Annotated in this window: 14 protein-coding genes; 9 read left to right on the forward strand and 5 right to left on the reverse strand. The window is 61.7% G+C overall.

The window, feature by feature from the left end; translation table 11 throughout:
- Window positions 1–12: 12 nt before the first annotated feature.
- Complete coding sequence (gene aat, locus ACJ8IL_RS20585; protein WP_025302262.1) at window positions 13–738, forward strand: leucyl/phenylalanyl-tRNA--protein transferase; 726 nt, start codon at window positions 13–15, stop codon at window positions 736–738.
- A gap of 105 nt (window positions 739–843) precedes the next feature.
- Window positions 844–1,062, forward strand: a complete 219-nt coding sequence (gene infA / locus ACJ8IL_RS20590; RefSeq protein WP_002211347.1) for a translation initiation factor IF-1 — start codon at window positions 844–846, stop codon at window positions 1,060–1,062.
- A 205-nt stretch (window positions 1,063–1,267) separates the two neighbouring features.
- On the opposite strand, the gene clpA is transcribed toward infA, so the two are convergent.
- On the reverse strand, window positions 1,268–3,547 hold the full coding sequence (gene clpA, locus ACJ8IL_RS20595) for an ATP-dependent Clp protease ATP-binding subunit ClpA (RefSeq protein ID WP_025302261.1): 2,280 nt from the start codon (window positions 3,545–3,547) through the stop codon (window positions 1,268–1,270).
- A gap of 27 nt (window positions 3,548–3,574) precedes the next feature.
- The gene (gene clpS / locus ACJ8IL_RS20600) at window positions 3,575–3,895 is read right to left on the reverse strand and encodes an ATP-dependent Clp protease adapter ClpS (RefSeq protein ID WP_004928347.1); all 321 of its coding nucleotides are present in this window, start codon (window positions 3,893–3,895) and stop codon (window positions 3,575–3,577) included.
- Window positions 3,896–4,250: 355 nt separating this feature from the next.
- Between clpS and cspD the strand changes: the two genes are divergently transcribed.
- Complete coding sequence (cspD, locus tag ACJ8IL_RS20605) at window positions 4,251–4,472, forward strand: cold shock-like protein CspD (protein ID WP_004928349.1); 222 nt, start codon at window positions 4,251–4,253, stop codon at window positions 4,470–4,472.
- 87 nt (window positions 4,473–4,559) lie between these two features.
- Here cspD and macB read toward each other — a convergent pair whose 3' ends face one another.
- Entirely contained in the window at window positions 4,560–6,506 is a 1,947-nt protein-coding gene (gene macB / locus ACJ8IL_RS20610; RefSeq protein WP_049204241.1) for a macrolide ABC transporter ATP-binding protein/permease MacB, read from the reverse strand.
- Window positions 6,506–7,621, reverse strand: a complete 1,116-nt coding sequence (gene macA, locus ACJ8IL_RS20615) for a macrolide transporter subunit MacA (protein ID WP_334273928.1) — start codon at window positions 7,619–7,621, stop codon at window positions 6,506–6,508. Before macA ends, macB begins: the two co-directional genes overlap by 1 nt.
- Window positions 7,622–7,815: 194 nt before the next feature.
- Here macA and ACJ8IL_RS20620 point away from each other — a divergent pair, with 194 nt between their 5' ends.
- The gene (locus tag ACJ8IL_RS20620; RefSeq protein WP_151428731.1) at window positions 7,816–8,769 is read left to right on the forward strand and encodes a VirK/YbjX family protein; all 954 of its coding nucleotides are present in this window, start codon (window positions 7,816–7,818) and stop codon (window positions 8,767–8,769) included.
- A 14-nt stretch (window positions 8,770–8,783) separates the two neighbouring features.
- On the opposite strand, the gene ACJ8IL_RS20625 is transcribed toward ACJ8IL_RS20620, so the two are convergent.
- Window positions 8,784–10,442, reverse strand: coding sequence for an ATP-dependent endonuclease (locus ACJ8IL_RS20625; RefSeq protein WP_025302257.1), 1,659 nt, complete (start codon window positions 10,440–10,442; stop codon window positions 8,784–8,786).
- Between the two features lie 187 nt (window positions 10,443–10,629).
- Between ACJ8IL_RS20625 and ACJ8IL_RS20630 the strand changes: the two genes are divergently transcribed.
- The 5 genes from ACJ8IL_RS20630 to ltaE all read left to right on the forward strand — a co-directional run bounded on the left by ACJ8IL_RS20630 (window position 10,630) and on the right by ltaE (window position 17,429).
- On the forward strand, window positions 10,630–11,526 hold the full coding sequence (locus ACJ8IL_RS20630; protein ID WP_442516802.1) for a lysine exporter LysO family protein: 897 nt from the start codon (window positions 10,630–10,632) through the stop codon (window positions 11,524–11,526).
- Between the two features lie 180 nt (window positions 11,527–11,706).
- A complete protein-coding gene (hcp, locus tag ACJ8IL_RS20635) occupies window positions 11,707–13,356 on the forward strand; it encodes a hydroxylamine reductase (protein ID WP_141997697.1) in 1,650 nt (549 codons plus the stop codon).
- 56 nt (window positions 13,357–13,412) lie between these two features.
- Entirely contained in the window at window positions 13,413–14,414 is a 1,002-nt protein-coding gene (gene hcr / locus ACJ8IL_RS20640; protein ID WP_342096708.1) for an NADH oxidoreductase, read from the forward strand.
- A 199-nt stretch (window positions 14,415–14,613) separates the two neighbouring features.
- A complete protein-coding gene (poxB, locus tag ACJ8IL_RS20645; protein WP_049295331.1) occupies window positions 14,614–16,335 on the forward strand; it encodes a ubiquinone-dependent pyruvate dehydrogenase in 1,722 nt (573 codons plus the stop codon).
- Window positions 16,336–16,412: 77 nt separating this feature from the next.
- On the forward strand, window positions 16,413–17,429 hold the full coding sequence (gene ltaE / locus ACJ8IL_RS20650) for a low-specificity L-threonine aldolase (RefSeq protein ID WP_197769930.1): 1,017 nt from the start codon (window positions 16,413–16,415) through the stop codon (window positions 17,427–17,429).
- The last annotated feature ends 4 nt before the right edge of the window (window positions 17,430–17,433 follow it).

Consider the following 17,433-nt stretch of genomic DNA (forward strand, 5'->3'; position numbering starts at 1 on the left):
CAGAGACCTTGTATGCGCATCGTTAAGCTTTCCCCCCAGTCGCTGGCGTTTCCCTCGCCTGAGGGCGCCCTGCGCGATCCCAACGGCCTGCTGGCGATCGGCGGCGACCTCACGGCGCCGCGACTGTTGGCAGCCTACGAGCGCGGCATCTTCCCCTGGTACTCGCCGGGGGAAGCGATTCTGTGGTGGTCACCCGATCCGCGTGCGGTGCTGTTCCCTGCCGAATTTCATCTCAACCGCAGTCTGAAACGCTTTTTGCGCCACGATCCGTTTCGCATCACGCTCAATCACGATTTCGCCACGGTGATTGCCGCCTGCGCCCACCGGCCGGATGAAGGCACCTGGATCGGCCCGGAGGTGCAGCGTGCCTATCAGCATCTGCATCGCCTCGGCTACGCGCACTCGGTGGAGGTATGGCAGGATGATCAACTGGTCGGCGGCATGTACGGCGTGGCGCAGGGCGCGTTGTTCTGCGGCGAATCGATGTTCAGCCGCGTCACCAACGCCTCAAAATGCGCATTGATGGCCTTTTGCCGCCATTTTGCCGCTTATGGCGGGGAATTGATTGACTGCCAGGTGCTGAACGCTCACACTGCCCGCCTTGGCGCGCGTGAAATTCCGCGCCGTCAATTTTTGCAGCAGCTCAGCACCCTTCAACGGCGGCCTTTGGCGTCGGCGTGCTGGGCGCCGCAAGTCATATCCCCACAGCCGGTTGAACCGCCCTCTCCAGTAAACTAATTGATGGAAACGGTGCAATGTTCACCGACACATCTTTACATAATGGGGGTTTTTCGGCATTATCTTGCCGGTTAAAAACTAAGGTAGTTAGACCTAGAGGATTCGATGGCCAAAGAAGACAATATTGAAATGCAGGGCACCGTTCTTGATACGCTGCCGAACACCATGTTCCGCGTTGAATTGGAAAACGGGCACGTGGTAACCGCACACATCTCCGGTAAAATGCGTAAAAACTATATCCGCATCCTGACGGGCGACAAAGTCACTGTAGAGCTGACCCCGTACGACCTGAGCAAAGGCCGCATTGTCTTCCGTAGCCGTTAATCGGCTCACCGCGCGCCACATGCTGGCGGCATCGAGGATGTAATCCCTCGGGAGCCCTTTCCGTTTACCCCCGCAGCGACGTTACACAACGGGTTGCAGGTGCGCAGGTAAACTGAGAGGGCTCACTCGTTTCTGTTGTACGGTGAATCTCACCCATAAAAAAAAGCGATGCCGAAGCATCGCTTTTTCTTTGCCTGAAGCGGCCTTAATGCACCGCACCCTCGTCCGCCTTGCGCTTGGCGGCACTGAGGAAGTGGTAGGTCAGCTGTTTCTTGTCCTTGTCCAGCTCGACCTTCACGGAACCGCCGTCCACCAGCGAACCGAACAGCAGCTCGTTGGCCAACGGTTTCTTCAGGTTTTCCTGCATGACACGCGCCATCGGACGAGCGCCCATCGCACGGTCGTAGCCCTTCACCGACAGCCAGTCGCGTGCTTCGTCGCTCACTTCCAGCGAGACGCCCTTCGCATCCAGCTGCGCCTGCAGTTCGACGATAAACTTGTCGACCACCTGCTGGATCACCTCGGTAGACAGATGGTTGAACCAGATGATGTTGTCCAGACGGTTGCGGAACTCTGGCGTAAACACCTTCTTGATCTCTTCCATCGCGTCGGTGCTGTTGTCCTGCTGCACCAGACCGATCGATTTGCGTTCGGTTTCCCGCACCCCGGCGTTGGTGGTCATCACCAGGATCACATTGCGGAAGTCCGCCTTGCGGCCGTTGTTGTCGGTCAGCGTGCCGTTGTCCATCACCTGCAGCAGCAGGTTGAACACGTCCGGGTGCGCCTTCTCGATCTCATCGAGCAGCACTACCGCATGCGGATGCTTGATCACCGCATCGGTCAGCAGCCCGCCCTGATCGTAACCGACATAGCCCGGAGGCGCGCCGATCAGACGGCTGACGGTATGCCGCTCCATGTACTCGGACATGTCGAAACGCAGCAGCTCGATATCCATCGCCTTGGCCAACTGTACGGTGACCTCGGTTTTCCCGACCCCGGTCGGCCCGGCGAACAGGAAGGAACCGACCGGCTTGCGCTCGTGGCCCAGACCGGCGCGGCTCATCTTGATGGCTTCCGTCAGCGCTTCGATCGCCTGATCCTGGCCGAATACCAGCATCTTCAAACGATCGCCCAGGTTTCTCAGCACGTCGCGATCGCTGGCCGACACGGTTTTCTCCGGGATACGAGCGATGCGCGCCACCACGGATTCGATATCGGCCACGTTGACGGTTTTCTTGCGCTTGCTGGCCGGCATCAGTCGGCTGCGGGCGCCCGCCTCGTCGATCACGTCGATCGCTTTGTCCGGCAGATGACGATCGTTGATGTATTTCACCGACAGCTCCACCGCGGCGCGGATCGCCTTGGCGGTATAACGCACGTCGTGGTGCGCTTCATACTTGGTCTTCAGGCCGTTGATGATCTGAACGGTCTCTTCCGCCGTCGGTTCGGTGATATCGATCTTCTGGAAACGGCGCGCCAAAGCGCGATCCTTTTCGAAGATGTTGCTGAACTCCTGGTAGGTGGTCGAGCCGATCACCCGGATCTTGCCGCTCGACAGCAGCGGTTTGATCAGGTTGGCGGCATCCACTTGCCCACCGGAAGCCGCACCGGCGCCGATGATGGTGTGAATTTCATCGATGAACAGGATGCTGTTCTGATCCTGCTCCAGCTGCTTGAGCAGCGCCTTGAAGCGTTTCTCGAAGTCGCCGCGGTATTTGGTGCCGGCCAGCAGTGAACCGATATCCAGCGAATACAGCGTGCAGTCCGCCATCACTTCCGGCACGTCGCCCTGCACGATACGCCAGGCCAGGCCTTCGGCGATGGCGGTCTTGCCCACGCCGGATTCGCCGACCAACAGCGGGTTGTTTTTACGACGACGGCACAGCACCTGAATCGCGCGCTCCAGCTCACGATCGCGGCCGATCAACGGATCGATGCCGCCCACACGGGCCAACTGATTGAGGTTGGTGGTGAAGTTTTCCATACGGTCTTCCCCTCCGGACTGCTCTTCGTTCACCGGGTTTTCCGCATTCGGCGCTTGGCCCGGCTCGTCTTTACGCGTGCCATGTGAAATGAAGTTCACCACGTCGAGACGGCTGACGTCGTGCTTGCGCAGCAGATAGGCCGCCTGCGACTCCTGCTCGCTGAAGATGGCCACCAACACGTTGGCGCCGGACACTTCGCTGCGGCCGGAAGATTGCACATGGAAGACCGCGCGCTGCAACACGCGCTGGAAGCTGAGCGTCGGCTGAGTGTCGCGCTCTTCTTCGCCGGCGGGCAGCGTCGGTGTGGTTTGTTCGATGAAGGCTTCCAGCTCCTGGCGCAACGCGGCCAGATCCACCGTACATGCCTCAAGCGCTTCTCGCGCGGCAGGGTTGCTCAGCAACGCCAGCAACAGGTGCTCCACGGTCATAAACTCGTGTCTGTGCTCACGCGCCCTGGCGAAAGCCATGTTGAGACTGAGTTCCAGTTCTTGATTGAGCATAAGCACCTCCCCAATAGATTGCCTTATTCAGGCTTTTTCCAGCGTACAAAGCAACGGATGCTCGTTCTCCCTTGCGTACCGGTTCACATGGACGACTTTGGTTTCCGCCACCTCGGCGGTAAAAACACCACAGATCGCCTTGCCTTGATAGTGGACCGTGAGCATCAGTTGCGTTGCGCGTTCAATATCATAAGAAAAGAACTTTTGCAGAACGTCAATCACAAATTCCATCGGTGTGTAATCGTCGTTGTTAAGTATAACTTTATACATAGACGGCGGTTTTACCGCATCGATTTGTTTTTCTTCGGCCAAGTGTTCAAAATTTAGCCAGTCGTTGTTATTGCCCATCGCTGCTCATCTTCTCTGCTCTGCCCTCTGATATGGGGGCAGGTTTCGGTTATTCAAAGTGGGGATAGTTACTATTTTATCATCTTCGGCATCGTCCCGCCGCACTGTAACGTGCGCAAAAAAACGGGCCAATTGTGACTGAATCGTGGCAATAGCGTTACCTGCTTCAAACTTTGGTGAACTGCTCCCCGCCGACAAAAGCCGATCCCTTGACGCCCCGATCATTTGCTCTAGAGTGTAAATTCGTGGCTGGTGGTCTTTTAACCACCCCTTGTCCACCCTGCTACCCGCCTACGGCGGGTGCGAATTCAGTTATTCATCTCACTTAAAATAGCGTTGCGAGGGATGTAAAAGCATGGAGACGGGTACTGTTAAATGGTTTAACAACGCCAAAGGCTTTGGCTTCATCTGCCCAGCCGGCGGTGGCGAAGATATTTTCGCGCATTACTCCACCATCAAGATGGATGGTTACAGAACGTTGAAGGCAGGCCAGCAGGTCAGCTTCGACGTGCATCAAGGGCCAAAAGGGAACCATGCCAGTCTTATTGTGCCGGTGGAAAGCGAGGCGCTGTCCTAAACGCTTCCGGCAGCGTCGCGCTGCATTGACCCTGACTGCGATAAAAATGCCAGCCGCCGTGTGACTGGCATTTTTTATGCCTTTTACTTACTCGCGCGCCAGCGCATCGATCGGATTCAGCCGCGCGGCATTGCGCGCCGGCAGATAGCCGAACACCACGCCGATACCGGTGGAACAGAGGAACGCGCTCAGCAACGCCGCCGGCGGGAAGCTGATCTGCCAGCCCGGCAATACCAACTGCACCGCCAGACCGATGGCGAACGACAGCGTAATCCCCAGCGCGCCCCCCACCAGGCAGACCAACACCGCCTCGATCAAGAACTGCTGCAACACGTCGCCGGAACGGGCGCCCACCGCCATGCGGATGCCAATCTCGCGCGTGCGCTCGGTCACCGACACCAGCATGATGTTCATCACGCCGATGCCGCCGACCACCAGCGAAATCACCGCCACCAGCGTCAGGAACAGCTGCAGCGTGCGGGTGGTTTTCTCTGCGGTTTGCACCAGGCTGTCCATGTTATAGGTGAAGAAGTCCTTTTTGCCGTGGCGCAGCGTCAACAGGCGTGACAACTGCTGTTCCGCTTCCTTGCTGTCGTAGCCGTCGCGAATGCGCACGGTGATCGAGTCGAAATAATTGTTGCCCATCAGCCGGTTGGCCATGGTGCTGTAAGGCACCCACACGTTCAGCGTCTTGCTGCTGCCGAACATCGACTGCTTCTCTTTAGCCACGCCGACCACCGTCGCCGGCATGTTGCCCACCAGGATCACCTCGCCCACCACGTTTTTCTGGTGAGGGAACAGCCGCCGTTGGGTATTGGCGTCGATCACCACCGTCTGCGCCTGTGACTGCACCTGCATCGGATCGATGCCTACGCCCTGGGTAAAGCTCATACCGTACACGCGGAAGAACTGTTCGCTGACGCCGTTGACATTGGCCGCCGCGTCGACGTTACCCAGCCGCAGCCGCATGCTGCTGCTGATGCTCGGCGACAGCGCGCTGATATACGGCTGTTCGCGCAGCGCATCGAGATCGCCGTATTTCAGCGATTGCCGGTAGGTTGGATCGTCGTCGCCGAAGTCCTTGCCGGGGTAAATGTCGACGGTGTTGGTGCCGATCGATTTGATGTCCGCCAGCACCATCTGCTTGGCGGCGTCGCCGATCACCAGGATCGATACCACCGAGGCGATGCCGATAATGATGCCGAGCATGGTCAGCGCGGTGCGCATCTTGTTGGCCGCCATCGCACGCCAGGCCATCACCAGCGCTTCGCGAAAGCGGCCGCCCATCTGCCGCCAGGAAGGCGCCGCGGCGGCCAGCGCCAGCGGCTTGGCCTGGGTATCCTCCGGCGGCGCCGGACGCGAGTCGGCAATGATTTCGCCGTCGCGGATCTCGATGATCCGCTCCGCCTGGCGCGCCACCGCTGGATCGTGGGTCACCAGGATCACCGTGTGGCCCTGGGCGCACAGCTGTTTGAGGATCGCCATCACCTCTTCGCCGGAGTGGCTGTCGAGCGCGCCGGTCGGTTCATCCGCCAGGATCACCTGCCCGCCGTTCATCAACGCGCGGGCGATACTGACGCGCTGCTGCTGGCCACCGGAAAGCTGGCTCGGCCGGTAGTTGACGCGCTCCCCCAGCCCCAGGCGCCGCAACAGCGCCTCCGCCCGTTCGCGCCGCGCCGCTTTGCCCAGCCCCGCGTACACCGCCGGCACCTCGACGTTATGCGCCGCACTCAAGTGCGGCAGCAGATGATAACGCTGGAAAATAAAGCCGAAATGTTCGCGCCGCAGCTGCGCCAGCGCATCGTCGCTCAGCGTCGCCACATCCTGCCCGGCCACCCGATAGACCCCGGCGCTCGGCTTGTCCAGACAGCCCAGAATGTTCATCAGCGTCGATTTGCCGGAGCCGGAGGCCCCCATGATCGCCACCATTTCCCCGGCGTCGATGCTCAGACTGATCCCCTTCAGCACCTCCACCGTCTGCTCGCCGGAACGGTAGCTACGGCGAATGCCGCTCAGCTGCAACAGCGCCGCCATCAGCCGGCCTCCACGCCGCCGCGGCTGACAATCACCTCATCGCCCGCCTCAAGCCCGCTGAGGATTTGCACATCGATATTGTTGCGCAGACCGATAGCCACCTCACGCTTCTCTTCCTTGCCCTGTTTCAGCACCGAGACGTGGTAGCGATTGTCGGCGATCTGGTCACCCAACGCCGCCAGCGGGATCACCAGCGCCTGCTCGACGCCGGCCAGCTGAATATGCACCTGCGCCGTCATTTGCAAGCGCAGCAGCCTTTCCGGGTTGGGCACTTCGAAACGCGCATAATAGAAGATGGCATTATTGACCTTTTCCGGCGTCGGCTGAATGTCTTTCAGCACGCCGTCGAAGCGCCGAGTCGGATCGCCCAGCACCGTGAACCAGGCCTTCTGACCCGGCTTGAGGTTAATGACGTCAGCCTCCGAGACCTGCGCCTTCACCAGCATGGTGCCGAGATCCGCCAACGTCAGAATGTTCGGCGCCTGTTGCGCCGCGATCACCGTCTGGCCCTGCAGCGTGGTGATCTGCACCACGTCGCCGTCCATCGGGGCTTCGATGCGGGTGTAGGCCAGGTTAATCTTGGCGGTATCCAGGCTGGCCTGGTTGCGGGCGATCTGCGCATTGATGGTGCCCACCTGCGCTTTCTTCACCGCCAGCTGCGTCGCTGCCTGATCCAGATCCTGACGCGATACCGCCTGCAGTTTGGCCAGCGCCTGGTTGCGCTGCAGCGTGACCGCCGCCAATTGCTGCTCGGCCTGTGCCTGCAGCAGCTGCGCATGCAACTCGCGCAGCGTCGCCTCGCCTTCGCGAATGCTGTTCTGCGCCTGTTGCGGATCGATAACCCCCAGCAACTGGCCTTTTTTCACCTTGTCGCCGATCTCGACATACAGCTTTTCCAACTGCCCGCTGACCTGCGCGCCGACGTCAACCTTGCGCACCGCGTCCAGCTGGCCGGTCGCCAACACGTTCTGCTGCAGATCGCGCTTGGTGACCTTTACCGTTTTGAAAGCGGTTGGCACCGGATGGCGGAAGTGCCAAACGGCCGCCGCGGCAATCGCCGCAATCACCGCCAGTGCGAGTATCCAGCGGCGTTTGTGTCCTTTAAACCCTGTCAAAATTGACCTGCCTGTGCTTGTGAATATCGACCGCCCATTGTGGCGGCGGAGCTAAATTAGCACGCACCGTAGGGAATAACTAAACCTTAGCTCAACACAATGTGGAGACACGCCTGGTTACAGTTCAGCATTGAACTCTCGTTTAGTGAAGCCTTGATGAAATAGCGCCATTCAACACAGCCAAGGATTTCATCATGTCACAGCTCAGCTACCCACTCACCTCCGCCCGGCCGCTTAACGGCTGGCAACTGATGGCGGCGCTGATCAATGGCGAAAAGGCGCCAAGCAACGCCTGGAAAAAAACCTCGTTTCGCCTGAAGTTTCTCGGCCGCTCGCTGCTCAACTGGCGCACCACCAGCGGCCTGCTCAGCACCCTGGCCAGCAACCCGCTGCTGGAGGAGATCCTGAGCGCGCAGCCGAACCTGCCATGCAAGCTGCATCGCCCCTACCTGGCAGCCAACATGAGCAAGATCGAATGCCTGTTCGCCCTGCGCGATCATTACGATCTCATCGTGCAGCGCATGCCGCTAAAGATGCGTCTCGGCCACCTCGGCCCACAGCCTTTCGTGCTGGCCCGCGCGATGGGCAAAAACGAAGCGCCGATCACGCTGGAATTGGCGGCGATCGACAAACTGAATAAGGAAGGGGAAGCCACGCTGCTGCTGCGCAACGCCAACGGCGTGATGCTGGCGGAGATCACCTTTGCGCTGATGCATTATCAGCAGCAGCCGACGCTGTTCATCGGCGGCCTGCAGGGCGCGAACCATGAGGTGCCGCACGCCGAGATCCAGCACACCACCAAAGAGTGCCACGGTCTGTTCCCCAAACGGCTGGTGCTGGAAGGCATTTGCACGCTGGCGCGGCACCTCGGCATCCGCCAGATCGTAGCCGTCGGCAATGCCACCCATATCTATCAAAACTGGCGTTACCAGAGTAAGAAGAAGGATCAACTGCACGCCGATTACGATCAGTTCTGGCTGTCGATGGGCGCCAAACCGCTCGACAACGGCTATTTTCTGCTGCCCGAGCGCATCGCCCGCAAACCTATCGAAGAGGTTGCCAGCAAGAAGCGCGCCGAGTATCGCCGTCGCTATCAGTTGCTGGACGAGCTGGAACAGGGATTGGCGGCACATTTCTGCGCCCGATAACGCCCGGCGGGCCGTCAGTCCGCCCGGCCGCGCGCCAGCCAGATCACCCGTGAGAACATTTTCTTCAGCAGCGGCGGCACCGAGTCCGTGCCCCATTCGCCGGCCTGCATCGCGACCTCGATCGCCAGATCCGGCTTCGACGAGTGGTGGACCGCTTTCAGGATCACCTTGCGCACCGGCATCTGCGCGTTGATCGGCACCGACGCCATTCGGTGATAGACCGGGGCGAACCCTTCACGGAACATGAAGTGTTCCATGTCCGGCGCCGGCAGCGCGGTCAGCCGATCGCGTTCGTTGTCTTCATGATTGTCCAGCAGGCTGCGTACGGTGTTGGCGTACTTTTTGCCCGCCTCATCGCCGTCCACCAGCGCATGCCACTCGATGCCCATGCGGCGGGCGAAGCGCAGCAGCGGCTTCAGGCCGCACTGAGCGAACTCGATGACCCTCACCCCTTCCGCCTCGAAATGGTAGCCGCACTGGCGCGCCAGCTCGTTAAGCAGCCACACTTCGGTCTCGCCTTCCACCAGCAGCCAGCAGCGGGCGAACAGCGACGACGGCCGGTTGAAACGGATGTGAAACGCGATGCGCCGCCCGTCTTCGGCGCTCAGCCCGCGCGGCCCGAGACGGTAGGTCGCGACCCGGCCCGACTCGCGCACCAGCCGGCAGACGTGCTCCACCGGCACCAGCGACACCAGTTCGCTGGAGTTGGTGGTGGTGATGCGCTGCAATGGCAGCTGATTGAGCAGCCCCCAGGCCACCGACAGCATGATCGGGTGCAGGCGAGTTTCCGGGTCTTCCACCAGCAGCAGCGGCCGGGCGTGCGGATCCAGCTTGACGTCGCCCTTGGCCTGCAACAGGGTGGAAAACATCCCGAGCAGGATCAGGCGCATGCTGCGGCTGTTCGGTTCGGCCACCATGCGGTTGATGCCGTCCAGCGCACGCCAGGCGTCCTGCTCCGGTTCACCGCCGCGGCGGCGTGGCCGCGCCACCTGCGAACTCTGCTCGGCAAAATAGTGCTCCAGCAGCTGCTGCATCGCCGCCAGCCCCTGACGCAGCTCGCCGTTGGTCAGCTTCTGCGGATTGCGCACCAGCTCGCGCGTCAGCTGATCCAGCTGCTGCGCCAACGCCTGCGTATCGGGTTTGCGTTCATCGCCGAGGCTGCTGGGGCGCAGGCGGCGAATAAAGCGCGCGTCGCGCAGGCGCAGTACCGGATGAATGCGGATGATGGCGTGGGCCAGCTGTTCGATATGGTGCAATTGAAAGGCATTGCCGTCGGCGTCGAGAAAACCGCGCCAGGTGCACACCGTGCCGTCGTCGGCCAGCTCGCCCTCGCAGCGGTAATGAATGCGGCTCAGGCCATCCTCGCCCTTGACCCACAGCGGCGTCAGGTGGCGATAACGCGGTAGGTGCGCATGACCGATGTCTTTTTCGCAGAAGGTGAACACCACCTGCAGGTGGCGCTCTTTGGCCGACTCTTCACCGGGGGGGAAATGGAAATCGTGCGCTTCAAACCGATACAGCTTCTGCTCCGGCGCCAGCAACAGCGTCAGCGCATCCAGCAAGCTGGATTTACCCCAGGCGTTTTCACCGAGCAACAGCGTGTTGTCGTCCAGCATCAGGGACAGCCGGTTAATGCCGCGAAAACCTACAATTTCGATACGCTCCAAGAACATCCGCCGCCTCCCGTGCGCGCCGTCGCCTCTTCAATGAGGTGACCTTCACAGAGCATGGTCAAAAAACCCCTTGCAGGTCAAGCGGCCAACGTCAAATCTGCCGCTTTACTCCGGCCGGGCTTTTGGTTAGCGTGTGCTCCTCGCCGCCGTTCGGCGCGTTTCAAAACTCAAGGACACAAGCTGCACCATGTATTCAGGACTGTTGATTATTCTGTTACCGCTGATTGTCGGTTACCTCATTCCCTTACGCCATCGCCCGCTGCTGGTGCTGATCAACCGGCTGCTCAGCTGGATGGTGTACGTGATCCTGTTTTTCATGGGTATCAGCCTGGCGTTTATGGAGGATCTCAGCAGCAACCTGGTGCTGATCTTCCAGTACAGCGCGGTGTTCTTCTTCTGTATTCTCTGCGCCAACCTGCTGTTGCTGGCGCTGCTGGAGCGGCGCATGCCGTGGCGCAGCAGCCATAAACAGGAAAAGTTACCTTCACGCGTGCACATGGCGCTGGAGTCGCTCAAGCTGTGCGGCGTGGTGCTCGGCGGCTTCCTGCTCGGCCTGACGCAGTGGCAATGGCTGCAGTTCGCCCATAAAGGCAGCGAATATACGCTGATCTTCCTGCTGTTGCTGGTCGGCATTCAGCTGCGTAACAGCGGCATGACGCTGCGCCAGATCGTGCTCAACCGCCGCGGCACGCTGGTGGCGCTGGTGGTGACCGTCGCGTCGCTGGCCGGCGGCGCGCTGGCGGCTCAGCTGCTGGGGCTGCCGGTCAAGGCCGGGCTGGCGATGGCCTCCGGCTTCGGCTGGTATTCGCTATCGGGTATTCTGATTACCGACGCCTACGGCCCGGTGATGGGCAGCGCCGCATTCTTCAACGATCTGGCGCGCGAGCTGGTGGCGATCATGCTGATCCCGACGCTGGTGCGCCGCAGCCGTTCCACCGCCCTCGGCCTGTGCGGCGCCACCTCGATGGACTTCACCCTGCCGGTGCTGCAGCGCAGCGGCGGGCTGGACATGGTGCCGCCCGCCATCGTACACGGCTTCCTGCTGAGCCTGCTGGCGCCGGTGCTGATCGCCCTGTTCTCCTGATCCTTTTCCCTGGGGGCCGGCCGGCCCCCAAAGCGTAATAATTCCCATCCGCACGGCAAAATTGCGCTAAATCAAACTTGCCCGCAGTAGTCGCACAAAAGCCTTTTGCAACCCCGATCGCCGATCTATGCTTTTAAACAAGCATTACAAATGCAACTTTAAAAATAAAAGGAAGCGACTATGTTCTGTGTGCAATGTGAACAAACCATCCGTACCCCGGCAGGCAACGGCTGCGCGTATGCTCAGGGCATGTGCGGCAAAACGGCGGAAACCTCCGATCTGCAGGATCTGCTGGTGGCGGCGCTGCAGGGACTCTCCGCCTGGGCGCTGCAGGCGCGTTCGCTGGGCATCGTCGACCACGAGATCGACAGCTTCGCCCCGCGCGCCTTCTTCTCCACCCTGACCAACGTCAACTTCGACTCCCAGCGCATCATCGGCTACGCGCGGGAAACCCTGCTGCTGCGCGACTCGCTGGCCGCCCGTTGCCGGCTGCTGGATGCCGGCGTGCGCGTCGATCACCCGATGGCGGCGCTGCAGCTGGCCGGCAACGATATGCCTGCGCTGCTGCAGCAGGCGGCGCAGTTTGCCCTCAACAGCGACAAGGCCGAGGTCGGCGACGACGTACACGGTTTGCGCATGCTGTGCCTGTACGGCCTGAAAGGTGCAGCGGCCTATATGGAACACGCGCACGTGCTCGGCCAGTTCGACGAGCAACTCTATGCCGACTACCACGCCTTTATGGCCTGGCTCGGCACCCAGCCGCGCGACGTCGACACCCTGCTGAACAACGCCATGGGCATCGGCAAGATGAACTTCAACGTGATGGCGATCCTCGATCGCGGTGAAACCCAGGCCTACGGCGATCCGCAGCCCAGCGCAGTCAACGTGCGCCCGGTGGCCGGGAAAGCCATTCTGATTTCCGGCCACGATCTGAAAGATCTGCGCATGCTGCTCGAGCAAACCGAAGGGCAAAACGTCAACGTCTACACCCACGGTGAAATGCTGCCGGCGCACGGCTATCCGGAACTGAAAAAATTCAAACATCTGGTGGGCAACTACGGCAGCGGCTGGCAGAACCAGCAGACGGAATTCGCCAAATTCCCCGGCCCGATCGTGATGACCTCCAACTGTATCATCGATCCTAACGTCGGCAACTACGGCGATCGCATCTGGACCCGCAGTATCGTCGGCTGGCCGGGCGTCAACCATCTGGAAGGCGACGACTTCGGCGCCGTGATCCGCCAGGCTCAGGGCATGAACGGCTTCCCTTACACCGAGATTGAGCACCTGATCACCGTTGGCTTCGGCCGCCAGACGCTGCTGAACGCCGCCGACACGGTCATCGACCTGGTGTCGCAGAAAAAACTGCGCCACGTCTTCCTGGTGGGCGGCTGCGACGGCAGCCGCGACGAGCGCAGCTACTTCACCGACTTCGCCCGCAGCGTGCCGCAAGACTGCCTGATCATGACGCTGGCCTGCGGCAAGTACCGTTTCAACAAGCTGGACTTCGGCACGCTAGAAGGGTTGCCGCGCCTGCTGGACGTCGGCCAGTGCAACGACGCCTACTCCGCCATCATGCTGGCGGTCAAGCTGGCGGATACGCTCGGCTGCAGCGTCAACGAGCTGCCGCTCAGCCTGGTGCTGTCGTGGTTTGAACAGAAGGCGATCGTCATTCTGCTGACGCTGCTGTCGCTGGGGGTGAAAAACATCGTCACCGGCCCGACCGCGCCGGGCTTCCTGACCGACAACCTGATGGCGATCCTCAACGAGAAATTCGGCCTGCGTCCGATCACCACCGTCGAGCAGGATATTGCAGCTCTGCTCGCCTGATGCCGTTACGTTATGGGGCCGCCTGCGCCGGCCCCTTTGTTTTTTGAGGTGCCCCGATGACTCAACCCACTCCGCTTTGCCCGAACCGCATGCAGGTGCATTCCATCCAGCGTGAAACCGCCGACGTCTGGACGCTGAACCTGATCTGCGACGTTTTCTACCCTTACCAGGCTGGCCAGTTCGCGCTGGTCAGCATTCGCAACAGCGAGGAGACGTTGCGCGCCTATACGCTCTCCTCCTCGCCCGGCCAGAGCCGCTTTCTCAGCATCAGCGTGCGCTGCCTGCCGGACGGCATCGGGTCGCGCTGGCTGACGCAAGAGGTCAAGCCCGGCAACACGCTGTGGCTGTCCGACGCGCAGGGCGAATTCAGCTGCGAGCGCCACCCGGCCGATCGTTATCTGATGCTGGCCGCCGGCTGCGGCGTGACGCCGATCGTCTCGATGTGCCGCTGGCTGACCGCTAACCGTCCGGCCTGCGATATCGCCGTGATCTTTAACGTACGCACCCCCGCCGACACGATTTTCGCCGATCAATGGCGCGCGCTGTGTGCCGCCCATCCGCAGCTGCGCCTGACGCTGATGGCCGAGCAGGATCTGCAACCCGGCTACCTCAGCGGCCGTATCGATGAACAGACGCTGCGGCAGGCGGCGCCGGATATCGCCGAACGCACGGTGATGACCTGCGGCCCTGCGCCCTACATGGATCAGGTGGAGCAGCTTTGTCGCCGGCTCGGCGTGCCGGCCGAGCATTTCCATAAAGAGCAGTTCCACACGCCGACGGCGCAGGCCGACGCCACCGAAGGACTGACGCTGCGCGCCGCGCGCCCGCTGCGCGAATTCCGCGTGCCGGTCGGCAGCACGTTGCTGGCGGCGATGGAGGCCCATGCCCTGCCGGTCAACGCCGCCTGCCGCGCCGGGGTGTGCGGCTCGTGCAAAACCCGCATCCTCGAGGGCGACTACATCACCACCAGCACCATGACGCTGAGCGCGGAAGAGATAGCGCAAGGTTACGTGCTGGCCTGCAGTTGCCAGTTGCAGGGTGACGTCACGCTGGCGTGATCCCCTGGCCCCATCGCCGCGATGGGGCATTTATCGGCAAGTTCCCCGTGGCCAGCCCAGTTACACTGCTTCCCGTCCTACGCTCTTTACCCTTCCTGACCGCATCTCGTCCACAGCCGGTAAGCTATGCTTGCAGTTGTTCTGCTGACACTCACCGGATCGAGTCCACATCGTTTTTCAAACCATGTTTGGGGGAACCATGAAGCAAACCGTAGCCACACTGATCGCCAAAACGCTGGATCAAGCCGGCGTAAAACGCATTTGGGGCGTAACCGGCGATTCGCTCAACGGCCTCAGCGACAGCCTGCACCGCATGGGCACCATCGAATGGCTGGGCACCCGCCATGAAGAGGTGGCCGCCTTCGCCGCCGGTGCCGAAGCCCAGCTCACCGGCCAGTTGGCGGTGTGCGCCGGTTCCTGCGGCCCCGGCAACCTGCATCTGATCAACGGCCTGTTCGACTGTCACCGCAACCATGTGCCGGTGCTGGCGATCGCCGCACACATTCCTTCCAGCGAAATCGGCAGCGGCTACTTCCAGGAAACCCATCCGCAGGAGCTGTTCCGCGAATGCAGCCACTATTGCGAACTGGTCTCCAACCCGGAACAGCTGCCGCGCGTACTGGAGATCGCCATGCGCAAGGCGATCCTCAATCGCGGCGTCTCGGTGGTCGTCTTACCGGGCGACGTGGCGCTGCGCATGGCGCCGGAAGACGCGACGCTGACCTGGCATACCCCGGCGCTGCCGCTGGTGCAGCCGCCGATGAGCGAGTTGAACAAGCTGGCGGAGACGCTGAACAAGGCGAAGAACATCACCCTGATGTGCGGCAGCGGCTGCGCCGGCGCGCACGATGAAGTGGTCAAGCTGGCCGAGCTGCTGCAGGCGCCGGTGGTGCACGCGCTGCGCGGCAAAGAGCATATTGAATGGGACAACCCCTACAGCGTCGGCATGACCGGACTGATCGGTTTCTCTTCCGGCTACCACGCGATGATGAACGCCGACACGCTGGTGCTGCTCGGCACCCAGTTCCCCTATCGCGCGTTCTACCCCACCAACGCCAACATCATTCAGATCGACATCAACCCCGGCAGCATCGGCGCGCACTGCCCGGTCAATATGGCGCTGGTGGGCGATATCCACACCACCCTCACCGCCCTGCTGCCGCAGCTGGAGCCCAAGCGCGACCGGGCGTTCCTCGACAAGGCGCTGGAGCATTATCGCAACGCGCGTAAGGAGCTCGACGGGCTGGCGACCGCCAACGACGACCAGCCGATCCACCCACAATATCTGGCGCAGCAGCTCAGCCAGTACGCCAGCGACGACGCCATCTTCACCTGCGACGTCGGCACGCCGACGGTGTGGGCCGCCCGTTACGTGAAAATGAACGGCAAGCGTCGCCTGCTCGGCTCGTTCAACCACGGTTCGATGGCCAACGCCATGCCGCAGGCGATAGGTGCCCAGGCCACCGCGCCGGATAAACAGGTGATCGCCATGTGCGGCGACGGTGGCTTCACCATGCTGATGGGTGATTTCCTGTCGCTGGCGCAGCTCAAGCTGCCGGTGAAAATCGTGGTGTTCAACAACAGCGTGCTGGGGTTCGTGGCGATGGAGATGAAGGCCGGCGGCTACCTGACCGACGGCACCGATCTGCATAATCCGGACTTCGCGGCGATCGCCAACGCCGCCGGCATCAAGGGCATCCGCGTGGAAAAAGCGTCGGATCTGGACGGCGCGCTGCAGGAGATGTTGGCGCATCCCGGCCCGGCGCTGCTGGACGTGGTCACCGCCAAGCAAGAGCTGGCGATGCCGCCGCAGATCAAGTTCGAACAGGCGAAAGGCTTCAGCCTGTACATGCTGCGCGCCATCATCAACGGCCGCGGCGACGAAGTGGTCGAGCTGGCGAAAACCAACTGGCTGCGCTAAGCCAGCTGCCCCGGTGAAATAAAGGGTATATGATGCCATGTACCCTTTTCCTCTCCCTTATATTCTCCAGGAACCCTATGCTTATCGATCTACGCAGCGACACCGTCACCCGCCCCAGCGCCGCCATGCGCCAGGCGATGGCTCAGGCAGAGGTCGGCGACGACGTCTACGGCGATGACCCGACGGTCAACGCGCTGGAGGCCGAGGCGGTGCGCCTATCGGGCAAAGAGGCGGCGCTGTTTTTGCCCAGCGGCACCCAGGCCAACCTGGTGGCGCTGCTGAGCCACTGCCAGCGCGGCGACGAGTATCTGGTCGGCCAACAGGCGCACAATTATAAATACGAGGCCGGCGGCGCAGCGGTGCTGGGCAGCATCCAGCCGCAGCCGATCGAGGCTGACGCGGACGGCACGCTGCCGCTGGACAAGCTCGCCGCCGCCATCAAACCCGACGATATCCACTTCGCCCGCACTCGGCTGCTGAGCCTGGAAAACACCATCAGCGGCCGAGTTTTGCCGCAGGCCTACCTGCAGCAGGCGTGGCAATTTACCCGCGAGCGGCAGTTGGCGCTGCATATCGACGGCGCGCGCATCTTCAACGCCGCCGTGGCGCTGAACCTGCCGCTAAAAGAGATCGTGCAGTACTGCGACACCTTCACCATTTGCCTGTCGAAAGGACTAGGTGCGCCGGTCGGCTCGCTGCTGTGCGGCAGCGAGGCTTTCATCCAACGCGCGCTGCGCTGGCGCAAGATGACCGGCGGCGGGCTGCGCCAGGCCGGCATTTTGGCGGCGGCCGGCCTCTACGCGCTGGAGCATAACGTCGCGCGGCTGCGCGAAGACCATGACAACGCGGTCTGGCTGGAGCAACAGCTGCGGCAGATCGGCGTAGAGATTGCCGAACCCGGCGCGCAGACCAACGTGCTGTACCTGCGCCAACCGCCGGCGCTGGCGGCCAAACTCGGCCCGTGGATGCGCGAACGCGGCGTGCTGATCAGCAGCGGCCCGCTGACGCGCATTCTGACCCACCTCGACGTCAGCCGTCAGGATCTGCAGCGGGTGGTCGAACTGTGGCGGGAGTTTCTTCAGCACCACGCCTGATTTC

The organism is Serratia sp. CY47444, assembly GCF_052168635.1.
Classification (GTDB): domain Bacteria; phylum Pseudomonadota; class Gammaproteobacteria; order Enterobacterales; family Enterobacteriaceae; genus Serratia; species Serratia bockelmannii.